This is a genomic window from Microbacterium lemovicicum (assembly GCF_003991875.1).
Classification (GTDB): Bacteria; Actinomycetota; Actinomycetes; order Actinomycetales; family Microbacteriaceae; genus Microbacterium; species Microbacterium lemovicicum.
Window position 1 is genome coordinate 3106054 of record NZ_CP031423.1, and the last position, 26178, is coordinate 3132231.

The 26178-nt window shown below is 70.7% G+C and carries 21 protein-coding genes and 1 pseudogene; 11 read left to right on the forward strand and 11 right to left on the reverse strand.

The features are described 5' to 3' along the window. Positions 1–69 precede the first annotated feature (69 nt). Positions 70–456 carry a winged helix-turn-helix transcriptional regulator gene (locus CVS47_RS14515; protein ID WP_206502902.1) on the forward strand — a complete coding sequence of 129 codons (387 nt, stop codon included), beginning with the start codon at positions 70–72 and terminating at the stop codon, positions 454–456. 22 nt (positions 457–478) lie between these two features. Here the strand turns inward: CVS47_RS14515 and CVS47_RS14520 are convergent, their stop codons facing one another. The 4 genes from CVS47_RS14520 to CVS47_RS14535 form a co-directional block, all read right to left on the reverse strand. Then, entirely contained in the window at positions 479–3529 is a 3051-nt protein-coding gene (locus CVS47_RS14520) for a glycoside hydrolase family 2 TIM barrel-domain containing protein (protein ID WP_127096723.1), read from the reverse strand. After that, a complete protein-coding gene (locus tag CVS47_RS14525; protein ID WP_127096724.1) occupies positions 3526–4527 on the reverse strand; it encodes an aldo/keto reductase in 1002 nt (333 codons plus the stop codon). Before CVS47_RS14525 ends, CVS47_RS14520 begins: the two co-directional genes overlap by 4 nt. 80 nt (positions 4528–4607) lie before the next feature. Next, on the reverse strand, positions 4608–5639 hold the full coding sequence (locus CVS47_RS14530; protein ID WP_127096725.1) for an LLM class flavin-dependent oxidoreductase: 1032 nt from the start codon (positions 5637–5639) through the stop codon (positions 4608–4610). Continuing rightward, complete coding sequence (locus CVS47_RS14535; protein WP_127096726.1) at positions 5636–6601, reverse strand: ATP-grasp domain-containing protein; 966 nt, start codon at positions 6599–6601, stop codon at positions 5636–5638. Before CVS47_RS14535 ends, CVS47_RS14530 begins: the two co-directional genes overlap by 4 nt. Before the next feature lie 342 nt (positions 6602–6943). Between CVS47_RS14535 and CVS47_RS14540 the strand changes: the two genes are divergently transcribed. Beyond that, positions 6944–8350 (forward strand): HNH endonuclease signature motif containing protein, encoded by a 1407-nt coding sequence (locus CVS47_RS14540; protein WP_127096727.1) that lies wholly within the window; start codon positions 6944–6946, stop codon positions 8348–8350. A gap of 548 nt (positions 8351–8898) precedes the next feature. Here CVS47_RS14540 and CVS47_RS14545 read toward each other — a convergent pair. Next, positions 8899–9891: pseudogene (locus tag CVS47_RS14545) on the reverse strand (LacI family DNA-binding transcriptional regulator); the annotation flags it as partial. A gap of 120 nt (positions 9892–10011) precedes the next feature. Here CVS47_RS14545 and CVS47_RS14550 point away from each other — a divergent pair. Genes CVS47_RS14550 through CVS47_RS14565 form a run of 4 tightly spaced genes read left to right on the forward strand, consistent with a single transcriptional unit; the run spans position 10012 to position 15026 of the window. Then, positions 10012–10401 carry an L-rhamnose mutarotase gene (locus CVS47_RS14550; protein ID WP_127096729.1) on the forward strand — a complete coding sequence of 130 codons (390 nt, stop codon included), beginning with the start codon at positions 10012–10014 and terminating at the stop codon, positions 10399–10401. Continuing rightward, entirely contained in the window at positions 10398–11564 is a 1167-nt protein-coding gene (gene rhaI / locus CVS47_RS14555; RefSeq protein WP_127096730.1) for an L-rhamnose isomerase, read from the forward strand. Before CVS47_RS14550 ends, rhaI begins: the two co-directional genes overlap by 4 nt. A gap of 4 nt (positions 11565–11568) precedes the next feature. Next, positions 11569–13605 carry a bifunctional aldolase/short-chain dehydrogenase gene (locus CVS47_RS14560; protein ID WP_127096731.1) on the forward strand — a complete coding sequence of 679 codons (2037 nt, stop codon included), beginning with the start codon at positions 11569–11571 and terminating at the stop codon, positions 13603–13605. Further along, on the forward strand, positions 13602–15026 hold the full coding sequence (locus tag CVS47_RS14565) for a rhamnulokinase (RefSeq protein ID WP_127096732.1): 1425 nt from the start codon (positions 13602–13604) through the stop codon (positions 15024–15026). Before CVS47_RS14560 ends, CVS47_RS14565 begins: the two co-directional genes overlap by 4 nt. 88 nt (positions 15027–15114) lie before the next feature. On the opposite strand, the gene rhaS is transcribed toward CVS47_RS14565, so the two are convergent. From rhaS to CVS47_RS14585, 4 genes are read right to left on the reverse strand one after another with little or no spacing between them, the layout of a single operon-like run. Beyond that, positions 15115–16155, reverse strand: coding sequence for a rhamnose ABC transporter substrate-binding protein (gene rhaS / locus CVS47_RS14570; protein WP_378790300.1), 1041 nt, complete (start codon positions 16153–16155; stop codon positions 15115–15117). Positions 16156–16205: 50 nt separating this feature from the next. Further along, positions 16206–17273 carry an ABC transporter permease gene (locus tag CVS47_RS14575; protein ID WP_127096734.1) on the reverse strand — a complete coding sequence of 356 codons (1068 nt, stop codon included), beginning with the start codon at positions 17271–17273 and terminating at the stop codon, positions 16206–16208. Beyond that, entirely contained in the window at positions 17270–18307 is a 1038-nt protein-coding gene (locus CVS47_RS14580; RefSeq protein ID WP_127096735.1) for an ABC transporter permease, read from the reverse strand. Before CVS47_RS14580 ends, CVS47_RS14575 begins: the two co-directional genes overlap by 4 nt. Continuing rightward, the gene (locus CVS47_RS14585) at positions 18304–19836 is read right to left on the reverse strand and encodes a sugar ABC transporter ATP-binding protein (protein ID WP_378790301.1); all 1533 of its coding nucleotides are present in this window, start codon (positions 19834–19836) and stop codon (positions 18304–18306) included. Before CVS47_RS14585 ends, CVS47_RS14580 begins: the two co-directional genes overlap by 4 nt. 157 nt (positions 19837–19993) lie before the next feature. Here CVS47_RS14585 and CVS47_RS14590 point away from each other — a divergent pair, with 157 nt between their 5' ends. Further along, complete coding sequence (locus tag CVS47_RS14590; protein ID WP_127096737.1) at positions 19994–21004, forward strand: LacI family DNA-binding transcriptional regulator; 1011 nt, start codon at positions 19994–19996, stop codon at positions 21002–21004. A gap of 23 nt (positions 21005–21027) precedes the next feature. Here the strand turns inward: CVS47_RS14590 and CVS47_RS14595 are convergent, their stop codons facing one another. Together CVS47_RS14595 and CVS47_RS14600 are read right to left on the reverse strand one after the other, a co-directional pair. Beyond that, complete coding sequence (locus CVS47_RS14595) at positions 21028–21513, reverse strand: DUF3885 domain-containing protein (protein WP_127096738.1); 486 nt, start codon at positions 21511–21513, stop codon at positions 21028–21030. 53 nt (positions 21514–21566) lie between these two features. Further along, a complete protein-coding gene (locus tag CVS47_RS14600; protein WP_127096739.1) occupies positions 21567–22295 on the reverse strand; it encodes an SDR family oxidoreductase in 729 nt (242 codons plus the stop codon). Positions 22296–22549: 254 nt separating this feature from the next. Here CVS47_RS14600 and CVS47_RS14605 point away from each other — a divergent pair, with 254 nt between their 5' ends. From CVS47_RS14605 to CVS47_RS14620, 4 genes are read left to right on the forward strand one after another with little or no spacing between them, the layout of a single operon-like run. Beyond that, positions 22550–23245, forward strand: coding sequence for a nucleoside/nucleotide kinase family protein (locus tag CVS47_RS14605; RefSeq protein WP_127096740.1), 696 nt, complete (start codon positions 22550–22552; stop codon positions 23243–23245). Beyond that, entirely contained in the window at positions 23242–24015 is a 774-nt protein-coding gene (locus CVS47_RS14610) for an ATP-binding cassette domain-containing protein (protein ID WP_127096741.1), read from the forward strand. The genes CVS47_RS14605 and CVS47_RS14610 overlap by 4 nt, the downstream gene beginning before the upstream one ends. Beyond that, the gene (locus CVS47_RS14615) at positions 24012–25115 is read left to right on the forward strand and encodes an ABC transporter permease (RefSeq protein WP_127096742.1); all 1104 of its coding nucleotides are present in this window, start codon (positions 24012–24014) and stop codon (positions 25113–25115) included. Before CVS47_RS14610 ends, CVS47_RS14615 begins: the two co-directional genes overlap by 4 nt. A gap of 50 nt (positions 25116–25165) precedes the next feature. Beyond that, on the forward strand, positions 25166–26164 hold the full coding sequence (locus CVS47_RS14620; RefSeq protein ID WP_127096743.1) for an ABC transporter substrate-binding protein: 999 nt from the start codon (positions 25166–25168) through the stop codon (positions 26162–26164). Positions 26165–26178 lie beyond the last annotated feature (14 nt).

A 26178-nucleotide genomic window follows, 5' to 3' on the forward strand; every position in this document is an offset into this window, starting at 1 on the left:
GTGCAACGGCGCCGATCCGGGTCACCTTCCCTCCCGGGGGTACCCACCTTCGCGTAAGGTGCGTACATGATGGTGAGTGCGTCGACGGCATCGGGGCTCGACTCCTACGGATTCATGGCGGGCATCCTCCCCTCCGCCTGCCCGTCGCGGACCGTGCTGGACCACGTGACCAGCAAGTGGGGGGTGCTGATCCTCCTCGCGCTCTCGGCGCAGGACCGGCGGTGGGGCGAGCTGCGACGCACCGTGCAGGGCGTCAGCGAGAAGATGCTCGCGCAGACGCTGCGCACTCTCGAGGCGGACGGCTTCGTGCAGCGCGATGCGCAGCCGACGATCCCGCCGCGCGTGGACTACCGTCTCACTCCGCGCGGGCGCGAGGTCGCCGATCGCCTGCTCCCGCTGATGGAGTGGATCGCCGCAAATGCCGACGCCATCGTCGCCGGGCGGCCTGCCGGCTGACGCACGCGCCCGCCCGTCCCTTTCAGGAGACGATCGCGGCGATGCGCACGCTCCACTCCGTGCGCCGGCGGGGTAGGCGGTACTGCTCCGGCAGGGCGGGGCCGACCGAGGCCGACCCGACCCCCTGCTGCGCGTGATCGATGTTCAGCCACACCCGTCCGGTGTCGCGCAGCTCGTGCGGCTTTCCGGCGCGGGCGAGGTGGTGCGACGTCCAGCGCCGCGCAGTGAAGTCGAAGAGCGGGCATCCGTCGACGCGTAGCCCGGCATCCTCTCCCCGCAGCTCCAGCCAGCGTGTTCCCACATGGTTGCCGTTCTCCTGCGGCACGGGATAGGGCGTCTGCAGGGCGTCGACCGATGCGGCGAAGCGGCCGATGCGTGAGCCCTCGAACGAATCCGCGTAGGTCTCCCCGGGTCCGCGGCCGAACCAGGCGACCTCGCCCAGCTGCGCGGGCAGCGCGAACAGCAGTCCGAGACGCGGCACGACGATGTCGCGGTGCATGTACGGGGTGTCGGCCCAGGGCCCGGTGAAGTCGACCTCGGTCTCGAGCAGCAGGCCGTCGCCGTCGGGCGTCCACCGCATCATCCAGTCCACGCCGTGCGGGTGGGTGCGCGGAGCGGTGCGGCCGCGCACGACGAGCGATCCGGCATCCTCCGCGACGTCGTCGATGCGGTGCAGCAGGCGGTCCAGCGCGGTCCTGTGCCACACGGAGGCGAGGTCGTTCGTCTCGCCCTGACCATGGTCGTTCTCGGTGGGCGCCCGGTACAGGTCGAGCGTCGGGCCGTCGATCTCCAGATCACCGAGCCGCAGCATCCGGCCCGTCGTCCGGTCGAAGATCCCGGGGCCGATCTCGAGCGCTCCGGATGCCGCGCCGCGCGCTCGCCGCGTGCCGGACGCGGGCTCGCGAGGCGCGGGCGAGGACCCGTCGAGAACCCGCTGGCCCCACGCCACGACGTGCCCGGCGGGCGCCCAGCGCTCGTCGGACGCGAGCACCGCCTCCACGGTCAGCACCGCGTCCGCCGCTGTCGCGTCGATCCTGCCGACATCGACCGGGAGCGCGACCTCGACCGCCTCGCCGGCCGTCAGCACCGGCACGTCGAGCACGCCGCGGTCGACGGCCTCGCCCGCGATCTCGCGCGTCCACCGGAAGGTCAGCCCCGTGGCATCCGCGTCCTGCCGCCGGTGGCGGATGCGCACGACGTCGTCGACGGCGATCTCGAGCGGAGCGTAGGCCTTCGCCAGCTCGACGAGCCCCGGGGTCGGGGTGCGATCGCTGAAGACGAGCCCGTGCAGGCTGAAGCGCCCGCCGCGCGGCTCGTAGTCGACGTCGTCGCCGTGCATGATCATCGGCTGTCCGTCCGAACCGTCGACGGTGAAGCCGTGGTCGATCCACTCCCAGACGAAGCCGCCGCACAGGCGGTCGTGGGCCTCGATGATCCGCTGGTAGTCCTGCAGCGAACCGGGACCGTTGCCCATGGCGTGCGCGTACTCGACGAGGAGGAACGGCAGGCTCCGGCGCCGGGCATCGTCGGCGTCGGTGACCGCGATGACCTGGGTCGCGGCATCCGGCTCCCCCTCGACCTCGCGGTCCACCTCGTCGTCGAAGACGATCCCGTGCATGCCGAGGCGCCCGCCGCGCGGCTCCTCCCGGCGGCCGATCTGCTCGAGAAGCTCGAGCGAGGGGTACATCAGCGAGGCGAAGTCGGAGTCGCGGTAGCGCGGATCGCGTTCGTAGAGCACGGGCCGCGACGGGTCGCGGTCATCGAGCCACCGCCGCATGTCGCCGAAGGCGTCGCCGACCCAGCTCTCGTTCGCCAGCGACCACACGACGATGCTGGGGTGGTTCTTGTCGCGCTCGACCGTGCGGTGCAGGCGGTCCAGGAGCGCGTCGTGCCAGCGGGCGTCGGCCGGCGGGTTGCCCTCCCAGCCGGCGTAGATGAAGCCGTGCGTCTCGAGGTCGACCTCGAGCACGACCCACAGCCCGTACTCGTCGCAGAGCCGGAGGAACTCGGGATGCGGCGGGTAGTGGCTCGTGCGGACCGCGTCGATGTTCGCCCGCTTCATGAGCTCGATGTCGCGGATCATCGTCTCCCGGTCGAGCGTGCGACCGGTGTCGGGGTGGTGCTCATGCCGGTTCACGCCGTGGAAGGTGACCGGGCGCCCGTTCACGCGGAAGACGCCGTCCACGATCTCCACGCGGCGGAAGCCGACCGCGAGGGCCACGGTCTCGGTGTCGTCCACCGCGTGGCCCTCGGAGCGCAGCGTGCCGCGGTAGAGCCGAGGGCGACGCGCGCTCCACGGCTCGACGAGGACCGACACCGTCTCACCCGCGGAGATGCGGATGCCGAGCTCGGGGATCTCGACGACGGCCGGGCACGAGGCATCCACGCGCAGGGTGCCGATGCCGGTCGCGGAGTCGTAGTCGGCGTGCACGAAGTGGTCGTCGATGGCGCCGGCCGGTCGCGCGATCAGCTCGACGTCGCGGAAGATGCCGGGCAGCCACCACATGTCCTGGTCTTCGAGGTAGGTGCCCGCCGACCACCGGTGCACCCGCACCGCCAGCACGTTGCGGCCCGCGCGGACGGGGGCGTCGAACTCGAACGGAAGGCGGCTCCCCATCGACCAGCCGAGCTCGGCCCCGTTGAGCCACACCTTCGCGCACGAGTCGACGCCCTGGAACCGGAGCACCGCCCGTTCGAACCCTGCCGGCACGTCGAAGACCAGCCGGTAGTCGCCGGTCGGATTCTCCGTCGGCACGCGCGGAGGATCGAGCGGGATCGGATAGGCGGTGTTCGTGTAGAGCGGCCCCTCTTCGGTGCCGCGCATCGAGCGCGCCGGACCGCCGGCGAGAGGCGTGAAGTCCTCGAGCACCCAGTGCGACGGCACGGGCATGGCGTCCCAGCCGCCGTCGTCGAACCCGTCGCGGATGAAGGCGTCACCCGTTCCGGCGGCCGTCGGCGAGAGCCGGAATCGCCAGGAGCCGTTGAGCGAGAGGACGGATGCATCGCTCGGCGCGTCCGCTCGGGGGCGGCGCCGGCCGGCGCCCGGTCGGAAGGACTCGACGTAGGCGCTCATCCCGCACCGCCGGGGGCGTCGTCGTCGATCGGCGTGGGAGCCGGCCCGAGCGCGTCGATCTCGGCCCACAGGTCGTCGGGGATCGTCTCGGCCTCCAGTGCGTCGAGCTGGGTCAGCCGCGGGACCGAGGACACCCCGACGACCGTCATGTCCACGAGCGGCGAGCGAGTCGAGAACCGGAGCGCAGTGGCGCGAAGAGTCGTGCCGTGCGCGGCGCAGACGGCTTCCGCCCGGCGCGCCCAGTCCTGCAGCGCGGCGGAGGCGGGACGGTAGCCGTAGGAGGGCGCGGCTGCCGGCGCCCGGCCGGCACCGGCCCCGGTCGTGGTGCCGCCCGTCGCGCCGGTCGCGAGGATGCCCGCGCCGAAGGGGGCGGCATTGACGACGCCCATGCCGCGAGTCCGCGCGTTCTCGAACAGGGCGGCGGCGCTCCGGTCGACGAGGGTGAAGCGGTTGTGGCTGAGCACCACGTCGAAGGCGCCGGTGTCGACGTACCTCGTCATGAGCGGGATCGGCCCGGCCGCGATGCCGATGGCATCCACCGCACCGCTGTCGCGCAGCTCGAGCATCCCCGCGAGCGCGCCGCCCGGGGCGACGGCCTCCTCGTACGACACGGTGTACGGATCGTGCAGGTGCAGGAGCCGGACGCGATCGACGCCGAGGCGGCGCAGGCTCTCCTCGTAGGAGCGCAGGACGCGGTCGCGGTCGAAGGCGCCGGTCTCCGGGTCGCGGTCGACCTTGGTGACGACCCGCGACGCGGCGTCGCGGACGGCGGGCAGCGCCAGACCGAGCACGGGCTCGGAGCGGCCGCCGGCGTACTCGTTCGACGTGTCGATCGTGCGCCCGCTCGCCAGCATCGCCGTCGCCAGTTCCACAGCCGCGCTCTCCTGCGGCGATCCGGGGGCGGTTCCGCGACCGAGCCCGGACGTGCCGAGGGCGACCGTCGTCACCTCGATCCCGGTCCGGCCGAGCGTGCGGGAGGGCGGTGAGAGAGTGCTCACTGAATTTCCATTCTGTGGTGAATCTGATCTCACCTTACTGATGGAAGTCCGCTCGCGCCCCTCCTCGCATGAGCCCCTGTCTACGCGGTCCCGCCGTCGACGAGCGGGATCACCTGGCGGCCGAACCGCTCCAGATCCTCGAGCGGCGGTGAGAACTGGAGGAGGAGCGTGTCGACGCCGACGGCCTCGAAGTCGCGGATGCGTCCAGCCACGGTCTCCGGCGTGCCCACCAGGTTCGGCCGCAGGCCCCGGTTCGAGACGGAGTAATCGGCGAGCGCGACCTCGACGTCGAGGTTCGAGTTCTCGACGAAGGCGCGGTACGAGTCGTAGGCCGGACCCTCGGTCACGGCGGTGATCCGTCGCACCTCTTCCTGCGCCTCCTCCTCCGTGTCGCGCACGACGACGAAGGCCGACATGCCGATGTGGGCGAGGTCGGGGCGTCCGACCTCCGACCGCCGGCGCCTCATGTCGCGGATCTTCTCCTCGAGCTCGGTGACCGTGCCGCCGTGCGTCACGTAGGCGTCGGCGAACTCGGTGATGGCCTCGCGTCCGGCCTCACTCTCGCCGCCGGCGTAGATCAGCGGCGCCGAGACCGGCTTGGGCTCGAGATGCGTCCCGTCGAAGGCGTAGTGCGCACCATCGAACGAGTACGGCGTGTGCTGCCACAGCCCGCGCAGCACCTCGACGTACTCGCGGGTGACCGCGTAGCGCGCGTCGTGGTCGCCGAAGGGAACGCCGTACTGCCGGGCCTCCTCCGCCCACCATGCGGAGACGATGTTCAGCGAGAGACGGCCGGCTGCAGCATCCTGGATCGTCGCCAGCTGCCGCGCCGTCAACGCGGGCGGATGGAACGCGGGACGCACCGCCAGCATGATCTCCAGCTCGTGCGTCGTGGCGGCGAGGCCGGCGGCGACCGCGGTCGCGTCGAGCACCGGACCCGACGGTCCCTTGATGTCGTTGAGGTTCAGCTCGGGCACGAGGGTGAGCGCGAAGCCGGACGCCTCCGCCGCGGCGGCGAGGTCGCGCACGTAGGCGAACGTCGCCGGCACGCCCTCGTCGGGGTCGTTGCGCAGCCATCCCCCGAACGTCGGCGTCCAGTATCCGAACCTCATCGGACGGCAGCCACGTCTGCTGCTGCTGCTGTCTGCTCGGCGAGCAGCGCCCCGAGGAACCGGGCGACGCGGCGTCCGGCCGGATCGTCGACGCCCGCCTCCACGTCGGGGCTGTAGTTCGTGTTCGTGTTCACGTCGTAGGTGACGGTGCGCCCGTCGCGCGTCTCCATGAACTCGATGCCGGCGATCTCGACGCCGTGGGCGGCCAGGAATGCCTCGTACTGCGTGATGAGCGGATGCTGCGGCCCCACCTCCGTGCGGAGGCGGAAGAGCGGCTCGGCGGCGACCCCGTTCTCCGGCACGGCACAGGCGTCGGCGGGGCAGAGCTCGAATCCGCCGGCGCTGGTGTCGACCCGGACGGCGTAGGCGAACCGGCCGCCGATGAACTCCGCGCGCGTCACGAAGGTGTCGGCGGAGAGGAGGAACTCCTGCAGCAGGGTGATGCCGTCGACCGCGACCTCGAAGTCGGGGCCGTCGACGTACGCGTCGAAGTCCTCGAACCGGTCGAAGCGGCGGACGCCGAGGCCCTTCCCGCCCTGGTTGTGCTTCGTGATGAAGGGCACCTCGAGCGACCGCGCGCTCTCCTTCAGCCCCTCGCGGCCGAAGACGGCGATGGTGCGCGGCACGTCGAAGCCGGCACGGCGCAGCGCAGCGTGCTGCGCGACCTTGCTCACTTCGAGTGCGGTGACAGCGGAGCCGTTGACGACGCGGCGCCCCCAGCTCTCCAGCCAGGTCAGCGTCGCTCGGGCCGCATCCTTGGCCCCCTCGGCGTCACGGGTGTGCGAGGAGGCGCTCAGCCGCGACCAGAAGACACCGGCCGGCGGCGCGGCATCCAAGTCGATGGTTCCCGTTCCCAGCGGCCATTCGCGCAGCTCGACGCCCTCCGCGGCGAACGCGCGCGCGAACGGCGGAATCCACTCGGGGTTGTCGTGCAGCACGTAGACGGCGGCGTCAGAGGTCATCGGGGTCCTTCCGTTCACAGCGACGTCGTTTCGTCTGCGGGGTGCTCCCCGGCGGGACGGCGCGTTCTCTTCCTCTTCGAGTCTCGTGGGATTCCGGATGGACGGGGCGGGAGAGGAGGTTCGTGTCGGTGTGTGACGGGGTCGGGTTGCCGCCTCTTTGCTCTTGACCGCCTGAGAGGCGGTCGAGGTGCGCCCCAGTTCTTCGTTCTCGACCGTCTCGGAGGCGGTGGCGGCTGCTCCACTTCTCCTCCACAGGCGCGAGCGAAAACCCCAGTCCACAGGTGCAAACAGACTCCGTCAGCTGACCCCGCCGATGTCGGTGGCCCCGCGTAGATTCACGTCATGGACAGCACACCGGCCGGGTTCTTCTCACGCGGCGACGTCGATCGGCTCAACGCCGAGATCGACGGTGTGCGTGCATCGAATGCGGCGATCGGCCGCGCGCAGGCGGAGCGCATCCGCGCGCTGGCAGCGATCGCCGCGATCGCGGTCGCGCAGACGAGCCGCCTCCCCGCGCGCGCCTCACGCCTGCGCGACATGCCCGTCCGGTCCGTCGCTGCCGAGCTGGGCGCAGCAACCAGACAGCATGACCGCACCATGCAGCGCGAGCTCGACGAGGCCCTCACGCTCACGACCCGTCTCGCGGCGACGGTCGGCGCCCTCGCCGACGGCAGGATCTCCCTGCGACACGTGTCGGCGATCCTCGACGCCGGTATGACGATCGGCGATCCAGACGTGCGCGGCGCGTGGGAGGCGACGGTCCTCGAGTTCGCCGCCGCCCAGAGCCCCGGTCGCACGCGTGCCTACGCGCTGGAGCTGGCCGAGGCAGTCGACCCCGAGACCATGACCGAGAGGTTCACCCGGGCCGCGCTCACGCGCGGCGTCTCCGTGACGCAGCTCGCCGATGGCATGTCGCAGCTCGTCGTCATCCTGCCCACGACCCTTGCGCGCGGCATCGCCGACCGGATCGGACGTATGGCGCGGCGCCTGCGGGAGGTGGCGCTGAGGGAGGCTGATGGTGCGGCCGTGTCGGCATCGGCTGGGGCTGGGGCTGGGGCTGCGGGTGCTGCTGCTGGCAGCGGTGCTCTGCCCTCGGCACCCGACCCGCTGGCGGACGGCTCGCCTGCGGCGGTCGTCGACACCCGCACACTGTCTCAGATCGAAGCTGATCTGATCGCCGACCTGCTGCTGACGTCCGGTCCCGCGACCGATCCGACGCGTGACGACGGCGCCGGCGGCCTGAGTGCCATCCGCGCGTCGGTGCAGATCCTGATCCCCGCGACCGTTCTCACCGGGGCGAGCGACGCCGGTGCGACCCTCGACGGGCGCGCGCCGATCGACGCCGCCACGGCGCGTCGACTGGCCGGCGATGCTCCGGGCTGGGACCGCCTCCTGCTCCACCCGGTCACCGGTACGGTCGTCGAGGTCGACCGGTATGAGCCCACTGCCGCCCAGCGCCGGTTTCTCCGCGCCCGAGACCGGCACTGCCGCGCACCAGGATGCTGGCAACCAGCCCACCGCTGCCAGATCGACCACAACCACGAGCACCACGAGGGCGGTCGCACGATGCTGGGCAATCTCGCGCATCTGTGTGTCCGCCATCACACGCTGAAGTCGGAGACGCCCTGGACTATTCACCAGCGACCTGACGGAACGCTCGAGTTCCACAGTCCTCTCGGCAACACCTACGAGGATCCGCCGCCACCCCGCGTGATGTTCGTGCCGACGGGCGACCCGCCACCGTTCTGAGCCGGCGCGCAGCAAGACGTATGCACGGTGAATGCTCGGCACACGTCGTGCGGGACGGCACGATCAGCGTGCTCACGTTCCGTGTCCGGGACCGCACGCGGAAGGCGCACGACCCACGCCCGGACCGCGCGCGGGAACGTGCCCGACCCGCGTCCAGTACTACGCGAGGGAACGCGCGCGAACACGCACGACCCCAACCGGACCCCCCCACACCGGGACCACGCAAGCCAACGCGCCCGACCGGCATCCAGGACCGCGCAAGCCAACGCGCCCTACCCTCGTCCAGGACCACGCGACGGAAGAGCTCCGACCTACGAGAGGAGCGCCTGGGCATCTCGAAATCACTCCGGCGAGCCGGCCGCCCCTGATGGCCTGGCCGCCGCACCGCTGCCGTCGCCGCTGCCACCGGAAGCGCCGCGCTGATCGCCCTCAGCGCCTCCCAGGTCGGCTGCAACGGCACCAGCACCCGCATCGCCGCCCACTCCCCCACTGGCGCCCACGCCCTCACTTCCACCCACGCCCTCACTTCCGCCCACGCCACCACCCGCGCCACCGGTCGACGCTCGCACGACGAGCTCCGGGCGGAAGCGGACGTGGCGGGCCGGCGCATCCGGATCCGCCAGGGTCTCGAACAGCAGCTCCACGGCCGTCGCACCGATCTGCCGGGCCGGCTGGCGCACGGAGGAGAGCGGCACCACCGTCGCGCGCGCGAAGTCGATGTCGTCGTAGCCGATGAGGGCGATGTCCTCGGGCACGCGCACGTCGCCGAGGATCGACGCCCCCTGCAGCACGCCGACGGCCAGGAGGTCGTTGGCGCAGAAGACCGCGTCGGGGCGTTCCGCCGCCGGTCGCGCCGCGATCGCGGCGCCCGCGTTCTGGCCGTGCTGCACGGTGAGTCCGTCGAGCTCGAGCACCTCGAGCGTGGCATCCGGGGCAGCATCCAAGGCCCGCCGCGCCCCCTCGAGACGATCGGCGACCTGCGGGATCGACAGGGGTCCGCCGACGAAGGCGATGCGGCGACGTCCCCGCGCGAGCAGGTGCGACACCGCCAGCGCGCCGCCCTCGACGTCGTCGACCGCGACGGACGACACCGCACCGGACGGATCGCCGGCGTCCACGAGCACGAGCGGCACGCCGGCGTCGACCACCGCCTCCCCGACGTTGCCCGTCGGCGTCAGCAGCACGCCGTTCACCCGCTGCTCGCGGAAGAGGGCCAGGTACGCGTCCTCGCGCGCGGGATCCTGTCCGCTGTTGCCGGTCAGCACCGAGATGCCGTCCGCAGCGGCACGCTCCTCGGCACCGCGCGCGACCTCGGCGAAGAACGGGTTGGCACTGTCGAGCACGACGAGTCCGATGCTGCGGCTGCGACCCGCACGCAGCTGCCGGGCGGCGTCATTGCGCACGAATCCGAGCTCCGCGATGACGGCGTGCACGCGGGCGACCGTGTCGGGCGACACCTTCTCGGGGCGGTTGAGCACGTTCGAGACGGTTCCGACCGAGACGGATGCCGCGGCCGCGACATCCTTCACACTCACTGCCATCGGAGCCAATCTGACGCGGGGTCCGGTCTTGACGTCGACCGGCTCCCCAGGTTATCGTTTGAAACGATTCAGCGCGTCCGCCACACGAGCTCCGGACGCCGCCGACACGAAGGAGTGCCCGTGACCCGCGTCGCGTTCGAGCTGCAGATCGCTCCCGACCGCGTCGAGGAGTACGTCCGCCGCCACTCCCCCGTCCGCGCCGAGATGCTGGCCGAGATCGCCGCCGCCGGGCGCCGCAACTACTCGCTGTTCCTGGGCGCCGACGGCCGCCTCTTCGGCTACTACGAGACCGACGACGACGACGCGGCACAGGCCTATCTCGCCGCCTCGCCCGTGGCCGCCGCGTGGGAGGCCTCCATGGCCGAGTTCTTCGTCGGCCTCCACGGCCGCCCCGACCAGGCCGCGACCCCCCTCACCGAGGTCTTCCACCTCCACGACCAGCTGACGGCCGCAACCGCCGACAGCACCACTACCGACACCGACACCGACACCGAAGGCACCGCATCATGACGACGCTGACCCCCGACATCCGTTCCGCTCTGGAGCAGCAGGCCATCGAGCTGCCCTCGTGGGCGTTCGGCAACTCCGGCACGCGCTTCAAGGTGTTCGCGACCCCCGGCACCCCCCGCGACCCCTACGAGAAGATCGCCGACGCGGCCGAGGTCAACCGCGTCACCGCGCTCGCGCCGTCGGTCGCGCTGCACATCCCGTGGGACAAGGTCGACGACTACGCCGACCTCCGCCGCCACGCCAACGACCTCGGCGTCGAGCTCGGCACCATCAACTCGAACACGTTCCAGGACGACGACTACAAGTTCGGCGCCCTCACCCACGAAGACCCCGCCGTGCGCCGCAAGGCGATCGCGCATCACCTCGAGTGCATCGACATCATGGATGCCACGGGCTCCCGCGACCTGAAGATCTGGCTCGCCGAGGGGTCGAACTACCCCGGACAGGCCGATCTGCGCGGCCGCCAGGACCGCCTGCAGGAGTCGCTGCAGGAGATCTACGCGCGCCTCGGCGACGACCAGCGCCTGGTGCTCGAGTACAAGTTCTTCGAGCCCGCGTTCTACCACACCGACGTGCCCGACTGGGGGACGTCGTACGCGCAGGTGGCGGCGCTCGGCGACAAGGCGATGGTCTGCCTCGATACCGGCCACCACGCTCCCGGCACCAACATCGAGTTCATCGTGATGCAGCTCCAGCGCCTCGGCAAGCTGGGCTCGTTCGACTTCAACTCGCGCTTCTACGCCGACGACGACCTCATCGTGGGAGCCGCCGACCCGTTCCAGCTGTTCCGCATCATCTTCGAGGTCATCCGCGGCGGCGGCCTCAACAACCCCGACGTGGCGTTCATGCTCGACCAGTGCCACAACGTCGAGAAGAAGATCCCCGGACAGATCCGCTCGGTGCTCAACGTCCAGGAGATGACGGCGCGGGCCCTGCTCGTCGACGGCGACGCCCTCCGCGCCGCGCAGATCTCCGGCGACGTGCTGGCCGCCAACGCCGTCTTCATGGACGCGTTCTACACCGACGTCCGCCCCGCGCTGGCGGAGTGGCGCGAGTCGCGGGGACTCCCCGCCGACCCGATGGCCGCGTACGCGGCATCCGGGTACCAGGAGAAGATCGAGGCCGATCGCGTCGGCGGCGTCCAGGCCGGATGGGGAGCGTAAGCAGATGACGAACGAGACCGCCGCGGCGCTGATCGCCCGCTCCCACCGCCTCGGCGCCGACCCTGCCAACACGAACTACGCCGGCGGCAACACGTCCGCCAAGGGCACCGAGACCGACCCCGTCACGGGCGAGCCCGTCGAGCTGCTCTGGGTCAAGGGCTCCGGCGGCGACCTGGGCACCCTCACCGAGTCGGGCCTGGCCGTCCTGCGCCTCGACCGCTTCCGGTCGCTGGTGAACGTCTACCCCGGCGTCGACCGCGAGGACGAGATGGTCGCGGCCTTCGACTACTGCCTGCACGGCAAGGGCGGCGCCGCCCCCTCGATCGACACGGCCATGCACGGCCTCGTCGATGCGGCGCACGTCGACCACCTGCACCCCGACTCCGGCATCGCGATCGCGACCGCCGCGGACGGCGAGCGCCTCACGGGTGAGATCTTCGGCGACCGGGTCGTCTGGGTGCCGTGGCGTCGTCCGGGCTTCCAGCTCGGACTCGACATCGCCGAGATCAAGCGGCAGAATCCGCAGGCGATCGGCACGATCCTCGGCGGCCACGGCATCACCGCCTGGGGCGACACGTCGGAGGAAGCCGAGCGCAACTCCCTGTGGATCATCGAGACCGCTCAGCGCCACCTCGACGAGCACGGCTCCGCCGCCCCGTTCGGCGCGTCCCGCGAGGGGTTCGCCGCTCTGCCCGAGGCCGAACGCCGGACGAAGGCCGCCGCGCTCGCGGCGACGATCCGCGGACTCGCCTCGAGAGACAAGCCGATGGTCGGGCACTACACCGACTCCGACGTCGTGCTCGACTTCCTCGCGTCGGAGCGCGCGCCGGAGCTCGCCGAGCTGGGCACGAGCTGCCCGGATCACTTCCTGCGCACCAAGGTCAAGCCGATGCTGCTGGACCTTCCGGCCGACGCCTCGATCGAGGCATCCGTCGCCCGCCTGACGGAGCTGCACGAGCAGTACCGCGCGGACTACCAGGCGTACTACGACGCGCACGCGACGGCCGACAGCCCCGCCATCCGCGGCGCCGACCCGCTCATCGTGCTCGTGCCGGGTGTCGGCATGTTCAGCTACGGCGCGAACAAGCAGACGGCCCGCGTGGCCGGCGAGTTCTACGTCAACGCGATCAACGTCATGCGCGGCGCCGAGTCGATCTCCACCTATGCGCCGATCTCCGATGCGGAGAAGTTCCGCATCGAGTACTGGGCGCTGGAGGAGGCGAAGCTGCAGCGCATGCCGAAGCCGAAGACCCACCAGGGCCGCATCGCGTTCGTCACGGGCGCGGCTTCCGGCATAGGCAAGGCCATCGCGACCCGCCTGGCCGCCGAGGGCGCGTGCGTCGTCGTGGCCGACCTCGACCTGGAGAAGGCGCAGGCCGCTGCGGCGGAGCTCGGGAACGCGGACGTCGCGATCGGCGTCGCCGCGAACGTCGCCGACGCCGACGGGGTGCAGGCCGCGATCGATGCGACGCTGCTCGCGTTCGGCGGCATCGACCTGGTCGTCAACAACGCCGGCCTGTCGCTGAGCAAGCCGCTGCTGGAGACGACCGAGAAGGACTGGGACCTCCAGCACGACGTCATGGCGAAGGGGTCCTTCCTCGTCGCGAAGGCGGCGGCGAAGGCGCTCATCGAGCAGGGCATGGGCGGCGACGTCATCTACATCTCGTCGAAGAACTCCGTCTTCGCCGGGCCGAACAACATCGCCTACTCCGCGACGAAGGCCGACCAGGCCCACCAGGTGCGCCTGCTCGCGGTGGAGCTCGGCGAGCACGGCATCCGCGTGAACGGGATCAACCCCGACGGCGTCGTGCGCGGCTCCGGCATCTTCGCGTCCGGCTGGGGCGCCAACCGCGCCGCCACCTACGGCGTCGACGAGAAGGACCTCGGACAGTTCTACGCGAACCGCACGATCCTCAAGCGCGAGGTCGTGCCCGAGAACGTCGCCGACGCGGTCTACGTGCTGACCGGCCCCGAGCTGAGCCGCACCACGGGACTGCACATCCCCGTCGACTCCGGCGTGGCCGCAGCCTTCCTCCGATGACGGCCAGCGCGGTCCGCGCGGTCGCGGCGGTCGACCTCGGGGCCACCAGCGGCCGCGTGATGATCGGCCGATTCGACGGGGGGATGCTGCGGCTCGAGCCGGTCGCGCGGTTCCCGAACGGACCCGTGGCGGGCCAGGACGGCCTCCACTGGGACTTCTCAGCGCTGTACGGGCACATCCTCGACGGCCTCCGGCTCGCGCTCGAGCGCGAGCCGGCGCTGGAGAGCGTCGGGATCGACTCGTGGGCCGTCGACTACGGCCTGATCCGCGACGGCGCCCTCGTCGCCGAGCCGTTCCACTACCGCGACGACCGCACCGCCCGCGGCGTCGAGGCGGTGCACGCGGTCGCACCGTTCGACGAGCTCTACCCCCGGAACGGTCTGCAGTTCCTGCCGTTCAACACGCTCTACCAGTTCGCCGCGGACGACCGGCTGACAGGCTCCGACGTCGCGCTCCTCATCCCCGACCTCGTCGCCTTCCTGCTGACGGGCCGTCGCGGGGCCGAGCGCACGAACGCCTCGACGACCGGGCTGCTCGACGTCCGCACCGGTGCGTGGGACCTCGGCCTCGCCGCGCGGCTGGGCATCCCCGCATCCGTCCTCCCGGCGATCGTCGATCCCGGCACGCACATCGGCGACGTCTCCGGCGTCGCGGCGACGCACGTCGGCGCGGTACTGCCGGTGATCGCCGTGGGCTCGCACGACACCGCCTCGGCGGTGGCCGCCGTCCCCCTGAGCTCTCCGGATGCCGCATACATCTCCTGCGGCACGTGGGGCCTCGTCGGCCTCGAACTGGACGCGCCGGTGCTCAGCGACGCCGCCCGCGCGGCGAACTTCACGAACGAGGGCGGCGTCGACGGGCGCGTGCGCTTCCTCCACAACGTCACGGGCCTGTGGCTGCTCAGCGAGACCGTCCGCGCGTGGGAGGACGAGGACGGCTCCCCTGTCGCGCTTCCGGAGCTGCTGGATGCCGCGGCCGCCGTCACCGGCGACGTGCCGCTCTTCGACGCCGACGACCCGCGCCTCGCCGCCCCCGGCGACATGCCGGCGCGCATCGGTGCGGTGCTGGCGGAGGCGGGGTCACCCATTCCCGCTACCCGCCCCGGGCTCGCCCGCACGATCGTCGAGAGCATCGCGCAGGCCTTCGCCGACGCACTGGCGACCGCGGCGCTCCTGACCGGGCGCGAGCTCGACGCGGTGCACCTGGTCGGCGGCGGATCGCTGAACCGGCTGCTCTGCCAGGCGACCGCCGACCGCTCCGGGCTGCCGGTGCTCGCCGGGCCCGTCGAGGCCACCGCGCTGGGCAACGTCCTGGTGCAGGGGCGGGCGCAGGGCTGGTTCGGCCCCGATGCGACGCTGGAGGACCTCCGTGCGGTGGTCACGGCATCCGTCTCGCTCGTCCGCTACGAGCCGCGCGGCTGAGAGCCGCCCTCAGGCGAGCGGAGGTGAGCCGCGCACGCGAAGAGCCCGGCCGGATCGTGATCCGGCCGGGCTCTCGTGCGTCAGCGACTCAGAAGTCGAACTCGCCGATGTTGTCGGCGTCGAAGACGAACGGGTCTCCGAGGAGCACCGATCCGCCCTCGCCGACGGTGAAGCTGCCGAGCTTGCCGGCCTCGAAGGTGTCGCCCTCCGCGCCGGTGATCTCGCCGGTGATGAGCGCCTGCGTCGCGAAGGCGGCCAGGTAGCCGAGGTCGGCGGGGTTCCACAGCGCGAACGCGGTGACGGTGCCGTCCTCGACGTACTCGCGCATCTGGTTCGGGGTGCCGAGGCCGGTCAACGCGACCTTGCCCTTGTACTCCGACGTCGACAGGTAGCGGCCGGCGGCGGCGATGCCGACCGTGGTCGGCGAGACGATGCCCTTGAGCTGCGGGTAGGTCTGCAGCAGCGCCGCCGTCTTGTCGAACGAGGTCTGGTCGTCATCGTCGCCGTAGACGACCTCGACGAGCTCGATGTCCGGGTGGCTGTCGGCCAGCTCGGTCTTCATGAGCTCGATCCACGCGTTCTGGTTGGTCGCGTTGGCCGAGGCCGACAGCACGGCGATCTGACCGGCGTCGCCGATCTGCTCGGCGATCAGGTCGACCTGCACCTTCGCGATGCCCTCGCTGGTGGCCTGGTTGATGAACAGGTCACGGCAGTCGGGGTTCGTGTCGGAGTCGAACGTGACGACCTTGACGTCGGCCGAGCGCGCCTCGTCGAGAGCGTCGCACAGTGCTTCGGGGTCGTTGGCCGACACGATGAGTCCGCCGGTGCCCTGCTGGGCCGCGGTCTGGATGTACTGCACCTGAGACGTCGGCGACGCCTCAGAGGGGCCGACCTCGTCGAACGTGCCGCCGAACTCCTTCGCGGCGTCCTCGGCACCGCCGGTGGAGGTGTCGAAGTAGGGGTTGCCGAGGTTCTTGGGCAGCATCGTGATCGACAGGTTGGCGTCTCCGCCGCCGGCATCGCCGCCGCCGCTGGCGGTGCCGCCTCCGCCACCGGCGCAGCCGGCGGCGACCAGGGTCACGCCCAGGGTGAGGGCTGCGGCGATGCCTGCGCGCCGCGTGCGCTTCATTCCGAACATCATTGTTTCCTTCCTTGGTGCGAGTGGCTCGCGTGTGGGTATTACGGGTTCGTGGATGCCGCGGCTGCGCTGCGACGGCCCTTGCGGCGTCCGACGGCGGCGACGCGTCGTCGGTGCAGCCAGGCCAGCACGCTCGCGGAGACCACGGACACAATCAGCAGGACGCCGGTGATGACGTTGATGATGTCGCTGGTGACGCCGGCCAGTCGGAGGGCGCTGCCGAGCGTCCCGATGAGGAGGACGCCGGCGATCACGCCGTGCAGGGCGCCGCGTCCGCCGAAGATCGACACCCCGCCCAGCAGGACGGCCGCGATGATCTGCAGCTCCATGCCCGTCGCGTTGTCGCCGCGCGCGTTGGAGTAGAGCAGCGTGAAGTAGACGCCCGCGAAGCCGGACATCGCGCCGGACATGACGAACAGCAGGAACTTCGTGCGTCCGACGTCGATGCCGGAGAACTGCGCGGCCTCCTTGTTCAGGCCGATCGCGTATAGCGAGCGGCCGAAGGGGGTGAAGTGCAGCATCACCGCGAACACGATCGCGAGCACCGCGAAGGGCACGATGATGACCGGGATCGGCGTTCCGGGGATGTTGGCCTTCGCGAGGTCGGTCCACTCCTCCGGGAACTCCGTGATGGCCGTGGTGCCCAGGAGGCCGACCGCGATGCCGCGGAACAGCGCCAGCGTGCCGATGGTGACCGCGAGCGAGGGCAGACCGACCACGGTGACGAGGAAGCCGTTGAACGCTCCGGCGACGGTGCCGACGAGGATCGCGACGACGGCCGCGACCGGGAAGGGGAGCCCCGCCTGGGTGAGGAGGCCCGTCATGACGCTCGACAGGCCCACGATCGAGGCGACGGAGAGGTCGATCTCCTCGGTGATGATGATGAGCGTCATCGGCAGGGCGATGAGCAGGATCGGGGCGACGTCGCGCAGCAGGTAGGTGACCGTGAGGGGGCTGTCGAAGTTCCTGACGGAGGCCAGGGCGACGATGACGACGATGAGCAGCAGCGCGATGATCGCCGACTCGCGCGTCAGCAGCACGCGGCGCCATGCCGGACGCGCGTGGGCGCGGTAGTCGCGCGTGGGCAGATTCTCGGTCAGGGTGGTCATCGTCCCTCCTCCCGTTGTGCGATGAGTCGTCGGTGCTGCCGGACCGCGAGGATGCGGTCGAGAACGATCGAGCCGATGATGAGCACGCCCACCACGGCGCGCTGCCAGAAGTCGTCGATGCCGAGGATCGGGAGGGCGCGGTTGATGGTCAGCAGGAGGAAGGCGCCGATGGCGGCCCCCCACACCGTGCCCACTCCGCCGGAGATGGCGACACCGCCGATCACCGCGGCGCCGATGGCCTGCAGCTCCCACCCGGTGCCGGCCGACGAGCTGACCGTTCCGTAGCGCGCGGCGTACAGCACCCCGGCGAGGCCCGACAGCGCACCTGACACCACGAACGCGGTGATGATGCGGCGGGTGACCTTCAGCCCGTAGAGGTGGGCGGCGGCGGGGTCGGAGCCGATCGCGTAGAACTCGCGTCCGCTGCGCATGTTGCGCAGGTACCAGGCGGCGACGATGAGCACGACGACCGCGATCAGCGTGAGGATCGGGATGCCGAGCAGCTGATCGGTGCCGAGCCCGCGGAATTCGCGTGGCAGGTCGGAGGCGTTGATGCGGTCCGAGCCGGTCCAGGCGACGTTGAGGCCCCGGTAGATGTAGAGCGTGCCCAGGGTGATCACGAGGGCCGGGACCTTCGCCCAGGCGACCAGCAGGCCGTTGATCGCGCCGAGCAGGGCGCCGAGGATGACGCCGGCGACGAAGACGAGGATGACCGGGATGCCCTCCAGGTCGATGAACAGCCGACCCGTCAGGTAGGCGGTGAGCCCGACGATCGACCCGACCGAGAGATCGACGTTGCGCGTGATCACCACGATCGCCTGTCCGACGGCGACGAGGAGCAGCAGCGACGGGGTCAGAAGGAGGTCGCGGAAGCCGTCGTTCGAGAACACGAACGAGGAGTTGGCGGCGGTCGCGGCGACCACGACGAGCACGAGGGCGAGCGCGATGCCGGTCTCGCGAGTGGTCGCGATGCCGCGCACCATCCGCGCCGCGCGGCTGGTGCCCGGCCGGACCGGTGTCGTGACGGCGCTCATGCCGCGGCCTCCGCATCGGCGGTCGCGGCGAACATGACGGCCTCGGGGGTGGCCTCGGCGCGCGGGAACTCGCCCGTCAGCCGGCCCTCCCGCATGACCAGGACGCGATCGGCCATGCCGAGGACCTCCGGGAGTTCGGACGAGATCATGAGGATCGCGAGTCCCTGCTGGGCGAGCTCGCTGAGGAGACGGTGCACCTCGGACTTGGTGCCGACGTCGATGCCGCGGGTGGGCTCGTCGACGATCAGGACGGTCGGCTCGGTGGCGAGCCACTTGCCGATGACGACCTTCTGCTGATTGCCGCCCGACAGGGTGCCGGTCTCCGCGTCCAGCGCGGCGGTCTTCACCTCCAGGCGGGAGGCCCACACCTCGGCGGCCTGATTCTCCCGCGCGCCCCAGATGAGACCCCAGGTCGACAGCTTCGAGCGGATGGCGAGCGTCATGTTGCGCGAGACGCCGTCCTCGAGCACGAGCCCCTGCTTGCGACGGTCCTCCGGGACGAGGGCGATCCCCCGCGCGGTGGCCTTGCGCGGATCGCCCTTGGGCAGGAGTGCGCCGTGGAGCGTCACGGAGCCCGACTCGTAGGGGTCGACTCCGAAGATCGCACGGGCGACCTCGCTGCGCCCGGCGCCGACCAGACCCGCCAGACCGACGATCTCACCGGCGCGGAGCGTGAAGGAGATGTCGTTGAAGACGCCGCGGCGGGTGAGTCCGTCCACGGCGAGGACGACATCGCCGATCTCTGCCGAGAGCTTGGGGTACAGCTCGGTCACGTCACGGCCGACCATCTGGCGCACGAGCTCGTCGACGCTCGTGTCGGCGATGGAGGTGGTGTCGACGTAGGAGCCGTCGCGCATCACGGTGACGGTGTCGCACAGGGCGAAGACCTCGTCGAAGCGGTGGGAGATGAACAGCAGCGCACGCCCCTCGTCGCGCAGGCTGCGCGCGACCGCGAACAGCCGCTCGACCTCGACACCCGACAGGGCGGCGGTCGGCTCGTCCATGATGAGCACGCGCGCGTCCAGGGAGATGGCCTTCGCGATCTCGATGATCTGCTGATCGGCGATCGACAGACCCTCGGTGATGCGATCCGGGTCGAGTCCCACGCCGAGGCGCTGGAAGATCTCCGCGGCCTCGGCGCGCATGGCCTTGCGGTCGATGCGGCCCATCCGGTTGGCGGGCTGGCGACCCATGAAGATGTTCTCGGTGACCGACAGATCTGGGAAGAGCGTGGGCTCCTGGTAGATCACGGCGATGCCGGCGGCCTTGGACTGCGCAGTGCTGGTGAAGTCGACGGATGCGCCCTCCAGGAGGAACTCGCCGGCGTCGCGGCGGTAGAGCCCGGCGATGATCTTGACGAGCGTCGACTTGCCGGCGCCGTTCTCGCCGATGAGGGCGTGGATGGATCCGCGGTCGAGCGTGAGGCTGCCGGAGCGGAGCGCGACGACCGCCCCGAAGGACTTCACCACGCGGGACAGCACCAGAGCATGCTGCGCATCCTGGGGATCGGCGTCGAGGGCCACGGCCACTCCTCCTCGTTGAGGTCCGACTCGATCGCTCGAGTGGTTGAAGACATCTGAATCGATTCAGGTCGATTTCAGGCTACTCTATGGATGCCGGAACAGGCGGTCAAGTCGATGAGCGACAGTGATCCAATCGTGATCCAACGACGGATGGGAGGTGCCCGTGGCGGTCAGCATCCGCGATGTCGCACAGCTCGCCGGCGTCTCCGTGGGCACCGTCTCGAACGTCCTCAATCGCCCCGAGGAGGTCTCCGCCGACTCGGTCGAGCGGGTCACGAAAGCCATCGACGAACTCGGCTACGTGCGCAACGAGGCGGCCAGGAAGCTCCGGGCGGGCGTGTCCTCCACCGTCGGATTCGTCGTCCTCAACGGCCAGAACCCGTTCTACAACGACGTCGTGCGCGGAGCGGAGGACGAGGCGACGAAATCGAGCATCGCGATCCTCTACGGCAACACCGACGAGGACGTCGCGCGGGAGAAGCTCTACATCGACCTCTTCCAGGACCAGCAGGTGCGCGGGCTGCTGATCGCGCCCTACGGCGACGTGACCTCCCGTCTGCAGAGCCTGCGCGCTGCGGGGATCGCCACTGTGCTCGTCGACCGCTTCAGCGGCGACGGCCGGTTCTCCTCGGTCTCCGTGGACAGCGTGGCGGGCGGGCGTCTGGCCGTCGAGCACCTCATCGCGACCGGACGCCGACGGATCGCCTTCGTCGGCGGGCCGTTCGACATGCGCCAGGTGACCGATCGACTCGCCGGAGCGCGTGCTGCGGCCGAGAATGCCGGCGATCAGGTCGACCTCGAAGTGGTCGCGACCTCCGCGATGACCGTCGACGAGGGGTCCTCCGCGGGCGCCCGCATCCTCGCCCGTCATCCCCGCGACTGGCCCGACGCGCTCTTCGCGTCGAACGACCTGCTCGCCCTCGGGCTCCTGCAGGCGATCGTCGTCGACGGCCGCGCGCGCGTGCCGGCCGACATCGCCATCATCGGCTTCGACGACATCCCCTTCGCGGGCGCGGCCGCCGTGCCGCTGTCCTCCATCCGCCAGCCCAGCCGGATGATCGGCCGCACCGCGCTGCGCATCCTCATGGAGGAGGCCGCCGATCCCGACAGCATCCCCCGCCAGACGGTGTTCCCGCCGGAGCTCATCGTGCGGGCCTCCACCAGCGGCGCCTGAGGGTCGATGAGACCCCGAGACCCTCAGAGCCCGCCGGCGCGCAGCGACAGCCAGTCGGCGTGACGGGCGCGGAACGCCGCCCGCTCCCCCTCGTCGACGAAGAACACGTCGGCCCCGAGGTCGTACGGCGCGTACAGACGGCGACGCTCGGGGTCGGCCAGCACGAACAGCGCCCGGCCGTCGAGGGCGAGCCCGAGCAGGTCGTCGAGCGTGGTCGCCCCGACCTCGGCGACGAACAGGTCCGCGGCGACGCCGGCGCCGCCCGCGTCTTCGGACTCGATCGGGCGCCACGGCTCCGCCTCGGGCAGATGCACCGCCGTCCACCCGGCGGCGCCGTCGCGCGCCGGCCAGTCCTCGGCGATCACGGTGACCCAGGAGTGCTCGCCGAACAGCTCGGCGATGACGACGCGGTGACGGCGCAGCATCCCGACCCGTCCCTCGCCGTCGCCGAGCTCCGTGCGCATGCGCACCCAGCGATCGCGCGCGCCGGCACGGAGGCGGTCCCCCATCGGGAGCGCCTCGGGCCACGCGGGGCGCCGGCCGCGCTCGAGCTCCGCCGATGTCATCGGCTCGAGTAGCCGCCGTCGATCGGCAGCGAGACACCGGAGATCATCGCGGCGCCGTCGCTCAGGAGGAACACGATCGGCGCGGCGATGTCGTCCTCCGTGGCCCAGCGGTGCAGGGGCATCGCGTCGAGGAAGGGGCCCTCGATCTCGGGGCGCCCCCAGTACCAGGCCGACATGGGCGTCATGACGACGGTCGGGTTCACGCTGTTGACGCGGATGCCGTGACCGCCGAGCTCCAGCGCCGAGACGCGCGTGATGTTGTCCAGCGCCGCCTTCGACGAGCCGTACGAGATGTGGCCGCTCAGGGCGACGAGGCTCGCCTGGCTCGAGACGTTGACGATCGCGCCGCCCGTGCCGAGGCGCACCATCTCGCGCGACGCGTACTTCGTCACGAGGAGCGAGCCGCGCGCGTTGATGCTCATCACCTTGTCGAAGACGGCGATGTCGGTGTCCATGGGCGTGGCGATCTCGCCGCCCCAGCCGCCGCAGTTGACGACGCCGTAGAGGTCGCGGCCCTCGATCGCCGCGCGGATCTCGTCCTCGGACTCGAGATCGAACACGATCGGCTCCGCACCGGTCTCGGCGGCGATCTGCTCGACGCTGTCGGCGGTGCGCCCGGCGGCGAGCACGTCCGCCCCCGCGGCCACGAGATGGCGCACGGTCGCTCCGCCGATCCCGCCCCCCGCGCCGGTGACGAGGATGGTGCGGCCGTGGAATTCGCTCATGGGACGTGCTCTCTTCTCGACGATGAAAGGATGCTGCGCCGTCGGGGATCCGCAGGAGGAGCCGTGGCCGCGCGTTGACATGCTACCCGCAGAAACACGCTCATGTCGCCGGTGTCATGGTGCGGATAACAAGGTGCTTGACACCGGTGACATGCACGGTCTACGTTTCAGGGAGATCTTCCCGGGGGCCAGGCTCCCGCACCCGCTTCACAGACGCAGCGATCGACGTTGTCGTCGGCACCCCAGAGGAAACCATGATCCGCCCCGACGAGACCTCCCGCATCATCGATGCGGACCTGGCCACACTCGTCCAGCGCGCACGGATGATCGCCGCGGCAGGCGGTCGGAAGGTCCTCGGCATCACCGGCACCCCTGGGGCCGGCAAGTCCACCGTGTGCGCGGCACTTCAGGACGCCCTCGGCGATGCGGCCGTGCTCGTCGGCATGGACGGCTTCCACCTCGCCAACGCCGAGCTCATGCGCCTCGGACGGCGCGACCGCAAGGGCGCCCCCGACACCTTCGACGTGCCGGGCTACGTGTCGCTCCTGCGCCGCCTGCGCGCCGCGGACGAGCCCGTCGTCTACGCCCCCTTCTTCGACCGCTCCCTCGAGGAGTCGATCGGCTCCGCGATCGCCGTTCCCGCCCGCGTCCCCCTCGTGATCACGGAGGGCAACTACCTCCTCCACGATGAGGACGGATGGGATGCCGTCGCTCCCCTCCTCGACGAGTCCTGGTTCCTCGACGTCGAGGTCGACGAGCGCCGCCGCCGCCTGGTGGCGCGCCGCGAGTCGTACGGCCACCCCTCGGACGCCGCCGCGGCCTGGGTCGACGACGTCGACGAGCCCAACGCCCGAGTCGTCGAACCCGCGCGCGAGCGCGCCGACCTCGTCGTGCGCGTCACGATCTCCACCCCTTCCCCGCAGCACACCACACAAGGAGTCCGCTCATGAGCACCCCACCCGTCCCCGTCCTCCAGGCGCGGGGTCTGTCTCGTCAGTTCGGGCATGTGCGGGCGTTGAACGAGGTCGACTTCGAGGTCTACCCCGGCGAGGTCACCGCCCTCATCGGCGACAACGGCGCCGGCAAATCCACCCTCGTCAAAGCCCTCTCCGGCAACCTCGCCGTCGACTCCGGCACGATCCTGTTCGACGGACAGGAAGTGGACATGTCCACCCCATCAGCCGTGTCCGCGCTCGGCATCGAGACCGTCTACCAGGACCTCGCCCTCGCCCCCCACCTCGACCCCGTCCAGAACATGTACCTCGGCCGCGAACTGCGCCGCCAGGGCCTGGGCGGCGCACTCGGCTTCATGAAGACCAAAGACATGGCCGCCGCATCCCGCGCCGCGTTCGACGACCTCGGCGCCACCGTCCGCTCCCTCACCTCCCCCGTCGGAGAGATGTCCGGCGGACAACGCCAAGCCATCGCCATCGCCCGCGCCGTGCACTGGGCCTCCCGCGTCGTGTTCCTCGACGAACCCACCGCCGCCCTCGGCGTCCGCCAGACCAAGAACGTCCTGGACACCATCCGCCGCGTCAGCGACAAAGGCATCGCCGTCGTGTTCATCTCCCACTCCATGCCCCACGTCATCGACGTCTCCGACCGCATCCAAGTCCTCCGACTCGGCACCCGCGTCGCCAACATCAACGCCGCAGACACCTCGATGGAAGAACTCGTCGGACTCATGACCGGAGCCGTCACCAAGGAGACCCAGCCGTGAGCACCTCGACCTCCCGTCCCTCCAGCACCACGCCCGCGACGGAGACCGTCGCCATCGGCACCTTCGACGAGCCCAAGACCGGCGTCGTCCGCGGACTGCTGCGCGCCCAGGCCTTCCAGATCTTCCTCGTGCTGCTGGCCATCATCATCGTCTTCAGCGCCCTGGCGCCGGACACGTTCGCCCAGTGGTCGAACTTCCGGCTCATCATCCAGAACGCGTCGATCCTGGCCGTGCTCGCCGTGGGCATGACCTACGTCATCACGACGGCCGGCATCGACCTGTCGATCGGCTCGGTGCTCGTCTTCTCCGGCGTCGTCGCGGCCATCACGATGCGCGCCCTCGGCGGAGAGGGCTGGGGCGTCGCGGCGATCGGCATCGTCGTGTCGATCCTGTCCGGGCTGTTCTGGGGCCTGTTCAACGGCTTCCTCATCGCCAAGGGCAAGATCCCGCCGCTCATCGTCACGCTGGGAACCCTCGGCATCACCCTCGGCCTGGCGCAGATCATCACGGGCGGCATCGACGTCCGTGAGGTTCCCGCAGTGCTCACCGACTCGATCGGCTACGGCAACATCTTCGGCACCGTCCCGATGATCTCCGTGATCGCGCTGGTGGTCATCGTCTTCGGCGCCGTCATGCTGCGGTTCACCCGCTTCGGCCTCTACACGCTGGCGGTGGGCTCGAGCGAGATCGCCGCCCGCCGCGTCGGCGTGAAGGTGGACAGCCAGCTGATCCGCGTCTACATGCTCTCCGGCGGACTGGCCGGCCTCGCCGGCATCCTGTCGCTCTCGCAGTTCTCGACCACGGCGATCGCCGGCCAGTCGCAGACGAACCTCAACGTCATCGCCGGTGTCGTCATCGGCGGCACCTCGCTGTTCGGCGGCGTCGGCACCATCCTGGGCACGGTCGTCGGACTCTTCATCCCGGCCGTCCTGCAGAACGGGTTCGTCATCACGGGCGTGCAGCCCTTCTGGCAGCAGGTCGCCGTCGGCGCCGTGCTCATCACGGCCGTGTACGTCGACCAGGTCCGCCGTTCCAGCGCCATGCGGGGCAACCCGCAGGGCCTGTGGAAGAAGTTCGTCAGCGGCGGTCGCCGCGGCTGACACAGCAGCCCTCCCCACCAAGCCCTACCAACAAGAGAAGTGGAATCACGATGAAGTGGAACAAGAAGGTCCTGGCCGTCGCGGTGCTGGGCGCATCAGCGTCCCTCGCCCTGGCCGGCTGCGCGGGCGGCTCGACGGGCGGCGGTTCCTCCGCCGGTGCCGGCGGGTCCGACGGGTACAAGATCGCGTTCGTGCAGGGCGTCGCGGGAGATGAGTTCTACATCTCCATGCAGTGCGGCATCGAAGCGGCCGCGAAAGACGCCGGCGCCACGGTCACGGTGCAGGGTCCGGAGAAGTTCGACCCGACCCTGCAGAAGCCGATCGTCGACGCGATCGTCGCGTCCAAGCCCGACGCGCTGCTGATCGCCCCCACCGACGTGTCCGCGATGGAAGCACCCATCAAAGCCGCCGCCGACGCGGGCATCAAGGTCGTCCTGGTCGACACCACCCTGGAAGACCCCTCCATGGCCGTGTCGCAGATCTCCTCCGACAACAAGGGCGGCGGAGCGGCCGCGTTCGACGCGATCAAGGAAGCCCACCCCGAAGGCGGCAAGGTCCTCGTCGTGTCCGTGGACCCCGGCATCTCCACCACCGACGCCCGCGCCGAAGGATTCGAAGACGCCGTCAAGGGCGACTCCTCCTTCCAGTCCCTCGGGGTGCAGTACTCCCACAACGAACCCGCCACCGCCGCTGAGATCGTCACCGCCGCCCTCCAGAAAGACCCCGACATCGTCGGCATCTTCGCCGCGAACCTGTTCGCCGCCGAAGGCTCCGCGACCGGCGTCAAGCAGGCCGGGAAAGACGGCGCCGTGACCATCGTCGGCTTCGACGCCGGCCCCGCCCAGGTCCAGGCCCTCAAAGCCGGCACCGTCCAGGCCCTCGTCGCCCAGGAACCCGGCACCATCGGCAGCGACGGCGTCGCCCAAGCCCTCGCCGCACTCAACGGAGAAACCCCCGAAGCCACCATCCAGACCGGCTTCACCATCATCACCAAAGACAACGTCGACGGCGACGCCAAGAACGCCGTCTACCAATCCACCTGCGGATAACACCCCGCACGCAC

What these genes read in the sequence shown, in the direction of transcription:
- CVS47_RS14515 (WP_206502902.1), top strand. Translation starts at nt 70, where the DNA reads ATGGTGAGTGCGTCGACGGCATCGGGGCTCGACTCCTACGGATTCATG.
- CVS47_RS14520 (WP_127096723.1), bottom strand. Translation starts at nt 3,529, where the DNA reads ATGAGCGCCTACGTCGAGTCCTTCCGACCGGGCGCCGGCCGGCGCCGC.
- CVS47_RS14530 (WP_127096725.1), bottom strand. Translation starts at nt 5,639, where the DNA reads ATGAGGTTCGGATACTGGACGCCGACGTTCGGGGGATGGCTGCGCAAC.
- CVS47_RS14535 (WP_127096726.1), bottom strand. Translation starts at nt 6,601, where the DNA reads ATGACCTCTGACGCCGCCGTCTACGTGCTGCACGACAACCCCGAGTGG.
- CVS47_RS14540 (WP_127096727.1), top strand. Translation starts at nt 6,944, where the DNA reads ATGGACAGCACACCGGCCGGGTTCTTCTCACGCGGCGACGTCGATCGG.
- rhaI (WP_127096730.1), top strand. Translation starts at nt 10,398, where the DNA reads ATGACGACGCTGACCCCCGACATCCGTTCCGCTCTGGAGCAGCAGGCC.
- CVS47_RS14560 (WP_127096731.1), top strand. Translation starts at nt 11,569, where the DNA reads ATGACGAACGAGACCGCCGCGGCGCTGATCGCCCGCTCCCACCGCCTC.
- CVS47_RS14565 (WP_127096732.1), top strand. Translation starts at nt 13,602, where the DNA reads ATGACGGCCAGCGCGGTCCGCGCGGTCGCGGCGGTCGACCTCGGGGCC.
- rhaS (WP_378790300.1), bottom strand. Translation starts at nt 16,155, where the DNA reads ATGAAGCGCACGCGGCGCGCAGGCATCGCCGCAGCCCTCACCCTGGGC.
- CVS47_RS14575 (WP_127096734.1), bottom strand. Translation starts at nt 17,273, where the DNA reads ATGACCACCCTGACCGAGAATCTGCCCACGCGCGACTACCGCGCCCAC.
- CVS47_RS14580 (WP_127096735.1), bottom strand. Translation starts at nt 18,307, where the DNA reads ATGAGCGCCGTCACGACACCGGTCCGGCCGGGCACCAGCCGCGCGGCG.
- CVS47_RS14595 (WP_127096738.1), bottom strand. Translation starts at nt 21,513, where the DNA reads ATGGGGGACCGCCTCCGTGCCGGCGCGCGCGATCGCTGGGTGCGCATG.
- CVS47_RS14600 (WP_127096739.1), bottom strand. Translation starts at nt 22,295, where the DNA reads ATGAGCGAATTCCACGGCCGCACCATCCTCGTCACCGGCGCGGGGGGC.
- CVS47_RS14605 (WP_127096740.1), top strand. Translation starts at nt 22,550, where the DNA reads ATGATCCGCCCCGACGAGACCTCCCGCATCATCGATGCGGACCTGGCC.
- CVS47_RS14610 (WP_127096741.1), top strand. Translation starts at nt 23,242, where the DNA reads ATGAGCACCCCACCCGTCCCCGTCCTCCAGGCGCGGGGTCTGTCTCGT.
- CVS47_RS14620 (WP_127096743.1), top strand. Translation starts at nt 25,166, where the DNA reads ATGAAGTGGAACAAGAAGGTCCTGGCCGTCGCGGTGCTGGGCGCATCA.